The organism is Lentzea sp. NPDC006480, assembly GCF_040611995.1.
Classification (GTDB): domain Bacteria; phylum Actinomycetota; class Actinomycetes; order Mycobacteriales; family Pseudonocardiaceae; genus Lentzea.
In genome coordinates this window covers 1-4573 of the sequence record NZ_JBEXPJ010000303.1, presented here as the reverse complement: position 1 = coordinate 4573, position 4573 = coordinate 1, and the positions used below count along the sequence as shown (strand labels likewise).

Here is a 4573-nt window from a genome sequence, read left to right as displayed (position 1 = left end):
GTGCGGATGGGCGACCGGGTCGACGTGGTGTCGCCGGCGGCCGAAGTGCTGGCGGAGAACGCATCCGTGCGTGAGACACGAGGGGGTGGTTTGTCCGCAGGTGGGGGCCGATTTCACTTCTGGTGGCCGCGTGGTCTAGTATTTCTCCCGGCAGCAACGAGGGCCTCGGAACTCCTTCGGGACACCGAAGTCGATCGTGAAAGCCAATGGGGTATGGTGTAATTGGCAGCACGACTGATTCTGGTTCAGTTAGTCTAGGTTCGAGTCCTGGTACCCCAGCTGCTGCAGAAGAAAAGCCTTCCGGTGGACTTCTGAAGCAACATAAGAACTGAATAGCCGGATTTGGACCGGACAGAGCGATCTGATAAGGTTCACCCGGTAAGAAGTTCTAGGGCCCCGTCGTCTAGCGGCCTAGGACGCCGCCCTCTCAAGGCGGTAGCGAGGGTTCGAATCCCTTCGGGGCTACAGAGGTGGGAGAGGCCTGTCAGCGGAAAGCGCTGACAGGCCTCTTTCGCTTTGTCCTCTGGGGGCCAAGCCCCCAGACCCCCGGCCGGCGGGGCTTCGCCCCCCGGACCCCCCGTAGGTTTCCCCTAGTCGTGTGGTGGGCTTCGCTTCGCTCGCCGGCTTGGTGGTTTAAGGCTCGCTTCGCTCGCCGGAGGGGTGTGGCGGGTGAGTTCGCGTTTCTTTGGCTGTGGTGAGAATGCCTGCGGCGTGCAGTTCTGCCAGTTTGGCTATTTGGGCCAGTGCGTGTTCTTGGGGAACTGACTGAGGTGTGGTGCGGGCGTTGTGGCGTTGCGCACTGGCTCGCGAAGTGTGGTTGTGAATTCCGGTGGGTCGTCGGCGTGGTGTAGGGGACGGCTTGGCAGCTGTGCGCGGCTTCGGCTTGCTGGCGGTCCGCCTCTGCCCGCATCTGTTCGACGCGGTCGAGCCGTGTCCCCTCAGGCGCTGCGAGGCTGGCTTGCGCTGGGGGGCGTAGGCGACCGGTTCCGTGGTGGCGGAGGGGTCTGGTTCGGGCTTTTGGTGGCCTGGGAGGGCTTGCCTGCTGAGACGCGTAAAACCCGCGTGTCGCGCGCAATGCGACGGCGTGTCGTGGGGACCGAACGACTGTGGCCGCCCTCCTTGGTGGGAGAGCGGCCACAGGTGGGTTGGTGCTTTAGAGGCGGCTTTGGAGGGCTTCCGCGGCGGCCAGTAGATCGGCAGCCCAACGGGCGCCTGGGCGGCGGCCCATTCGGTCAATGGGGCCCGAGACGGAGACGGCTGCTACTACGGCGCCTGAGGAGTCTCGTACTGGGGCTGAGACTGAGGCCACGCCTGGTTCTCGTTCGGCCACGCTTTGTGCCCAGCCGCGGCGGCGGACCTCCAGGAGCGTGCGTTCGCCGTAGACGGCGTCGGCCAGCACGGCGCGTTGGGTGCCCGGGTCTGCCCATGCCGCAAGGACCTTGGCGCCTGAGCCGGCCGTCATCGGCAGGCGTGCGCCGATGGGAACGGTGTCGCGCAAGCCCGACGGGGGTTCGGCGGCCGAGACGCAGACGCGCTGCATGCCGTCGCGCCGGTACAGCTGCACGCTTTCGCCTGTGATGTCGCGCAGGCGCGGCAGCACGGAGGACGCCGCGTCGAGCAACGGGTCCGTTGCGCCGCCTGCCAGTTCGGCCAGTGCCGCGCCTGGACGCCAGCGGCCGTCGGAGCCCCGGCGCAGCAACCGGTGCACCTCGAGGCCCACGGCCAGGCGGTGCGCGGTCGCTCGTGGCAGGCCGGTCCGGTTGCACAACTCGGCCAGGCCACACGGATCTTTTGCTACGGCGTTCAACACGGCCACTGCCTTGTCCAGCACGCCGATCCCGCTATGCTGTCCCACAAGCCGATACTAACTTCCCAGACAGTGAGAAGTCCAGATCTGTCGGCGCGTCCATAATGTGGGAGATGTCGCGATGAGCCGCACGCTCGCGGAGAAGGTGTGGGAGGCACACGTTGTGCGCCACGGCAGTGGTGCGGAGCCGGACCTGCTCTACATCGACCTCCATCTGCTCCACGAAGTCACCAGCCCCCAGGCGTTCGACGGCCTCCGGCTTGCCAACCGCAAGCTGCGCAGGCCCGACCTGACGATCGCCACCGAGGACCACAACGTCCCGACCGTCGACATCGACAAGCCGATCGCGGATCCCGTGTCGCGCCTTCAGGTCGAGACGCTCCGGCGCAACTGCGCGGAGTTCGGCGTGCGGCTGCACCCGATGGGTGACCTCGAACAGGGCATCGTCCACGTGGTGGGCCCGCAGCTCGGCCTCACGCAGCCGGGCATGACGGTGGTGTGCGGTGACAGTCACACGTCGACGCACGGTGCGTTCGGCGCGCTGGCGTTCGGCATCGGCACGTCCGAGGTGGAGCACGTGATGGCGACGCAGACGTTGCCGTTGCGTCCGTTCAAGACGATGGCCATCAACGTCGACGGCGCGCTGCGGCCCGGCGTCACGGCGAAGGACATCATCCTCGCGGTCATCGCGAAGATCGGAACCGGTGGCGGACAGGGCTATGTGCTCGAGTACCGCGGCGCCGCGATCGAGAACCTCTCGATGGAAGCGCGCATGACGGTCTGCAACATGTCGATCGAAGCGGGCGCGCGGGCCGGCATGATCGCACCGGACGAGACGACTTTCGACTACATCAAGGGTCGCCCGCACGCACCGTCCGGCGCGGACTGGGACGCGGCCGTCGCGTACTGGCAGACGCTCAAGACCGACGACGACGCGAAGTTCGACGCCGAGGTGCACATCGACGCGGACACGCTCACGCCGTTCGTCACGTGGGGCACGAACCCCGGCCAGGGCCTGCCTCTGGGTGCGAACATCCCCGACCCCGAGCAGATCGGGGACGAGAACGAGCGCGTGGCCGCCGAGAAGGCGCTGGCGTACATGGGCCTGGAGCCCGGCACGCCGCTGCGCGACATCCACGTGGACACGGTGTTCCTCGGCTCCTGCACGAACGGGCGCATCGAGGACCTGCGTGCCGCCGCGGACGTCATCAAGGGCAAGCACGTCGCTTCTGGAGTACGGATGCTGGTCGTCCCCGGTTCGATGCGGGTGCGCAAGCAGGCGGAGGAAGAGGGACTGGACAAGGTCTTCCTCGACGCGGGCGCCGAGTGGCGTCAGGCGGGCTGCTCGATGTGCCTTGGCATGAACCCGGATCAGCTCGCGCCGGGTGAGCGCAGCGCGTCGACCTCCAACCGCAACTTCGAGGGCAGGCAGGGCAAGGGCGGCCGGACGCATCTCGTTTCGCCGCTCGTCGCCGCCGCCACGGCCGTGCGCGGCACCCTGTCGGCCCCCGCAGACCTGGAGAACTGAGCCATGGAAGCCTTCACCACCCACACGGGCGTCGGTGTGCCGCTGCGCAGGTCCAACGTGGACACCGACCAGATCATCCCCGCCGTCTACCTCAAGCGCGTGACCCGCAGCGGGTTCGAGGACGGGCTCTTCGCCGCGTGGCGCTCGGACGAGCACTTCATCCTCAACCAGGAGCCGTTCAAGACGGGCAGCGTCCTCGTGGCAGGCCCCGACTTCGGCACCGGGTCCTCTCGGGAACACGCCGTCTGGGCGTTGAAGGACTACGGCTTCCGCGTGGTCGTGTCGTCCCGCTTCGCCGACATCTTCCGGGGCAACTCGGCCAAGCAGGGTCTCGTCGCGGCGCAGTGCAGCCAGTCCGATGTCGAGCTGCTGTGGAAGTTGCTCGAGTCCGAACCCGGCACGCCGGTCACCGTGGACCTCACCGACAAGACCGTTCGCGCCAAGGACTTGGTTGCCCCGTTCGAGATCGACGACTACACCCGCTGGCGCCTTCTGGAAGGCCTCGACGACATCGCTTTGACGCTCCGCCACGAGGCCGAGATCAGCGGATTCGAGGGCAATCGCCAGACTTGGTTGCCCACAACGGATCCGCTTCCGGCGGTCTGAGAGGGGGCCGGATTCTCCCCTCCAGAGGGGCGAATCCGGCGCCTCCTGTCCCTCGAAGGGGCGCAATTAGCCACGCCACAACGAAAAATCTGGCGTGGCGATTGGTATTTCTCGCGATTTGGGCCTACCGTTGCGTTCTAGTCGGCCCGTCTCTTAGGGCCGTGAGCGTCCTGGGAGGGACTGACGGTGAATAAGGCCCAGCTCATCGAGGCGCTCGCCGAGCGCCTTGGAGACAAGAAGACCGCCGGCGCAGCTGTTGACGGCCTCGTGGACGTGATCGTCCGCAGCGTCAACAAGGGCGAGAAGGTCAACATCACGGGCTTCGGCGTCTTCGAGAAGCGCGCCCGTGCGGCTCGCACCGCGCGCAACCCGCGCACGGGCGAGACCGTGAAGGTCAAGAAGACCAACGTGCCCGCGTTCCGCCCCGGCTCGACGTTCAAGGACGTCATCAGCGGCGCGAAGAAGCTGCCGAAGGCCGTTGCGGCCAAGCCGGCCGCGAAGCCCGCTGCCGCTGCGGCTGCGAAGCCCGCTGCTGCTACGACGCCGCCGATGATCAGGGCGATGATCGGGCCGTTGCTCTTGCGGCGGGATGGCGGCATGACCGGGTACGGCGCGTAACCACCGGGAGGCGC

General features: G+C 67.2%; 3 protein-coding genes, 2 tRNA genes and 1 pseudogene. 5 read left to right on the top strand and 1 reads right to left on the bottom strand.

Annotated elements, in window-relative coordinates; all coding sequences use genetic code 11:
• Positions 1 to 207: 207 nt before the first annotated feature.
• Positions 208 to 279, top strand: a tRNA-Gln gene (locus tag ABZX92_RS45200).
• A gap of 113 nt (positions 280 to 392) precedes the next feature.
• A tRNA-Glu gene (locus ABZX92_RS45195) sits at positions 393 to 465 on the top strand.
• Positions 466 to 1153: 688 nt separating this feature from the next.
• Here the strand turns inward: ABZX92_RS45195 and ABZX92_RS45190 are convergent.
• On the bottom strand, positions 1154 to 1855 hold the full coding sequence (locus tag ABZX92_RS45190) for an IclR family transcriptional regulator (protein WP_045310640.1): 702 nt from the start codon (positions 1853 to 1855) through the stop codon (positions 1154 to 1156).
• A gap of 73 nt (positions 1856 to 1928) precedes the next feature.
• Here ABZX92_RS45190 and leuC point away from each other — a divergent pair, with 73 nt between their 5' ends.
• From leuC to ABZX92_RS45175, 3 genes and pseudogenes are all read left to right on the top strand, one after another.
• Positions 1929 to 3335 carry a 3-isopropylmalate dehydratase large subunit gene (leuC, locus tag ABZX92_RS45185; protein ID WP_355572250.1) on the top strand — a complete coding sequence of 469 codons (1407 nt, stop codon included), beginning with the start codon at positions 1929 to 1931 and terminating at the stop codon, positions 3333 to 3335.
• A gap of 3 nt (positions 3336 to 3338) precedes the next feature.
• Entirely contained in the window at positions 3339 to 3941 is a 603-nt protein-coding gene (gene leuD, locus ABZX92_RS45180) for a 3-isopropylmalate dehydratase small subunit (protein ID WP_355572248.1), read from the top strand.
• A gap of 186 nt (positions 3942 to 4127) precedes the next feature.
• Positions 4128 to 4418: pseudogene (locus ABZX92_RS45175) on the top strand (HU family DNA-binding protein); the annotation flags it as partial.
• Positions 4419 to 4573 lie beyond the last annotated feature (155 nt).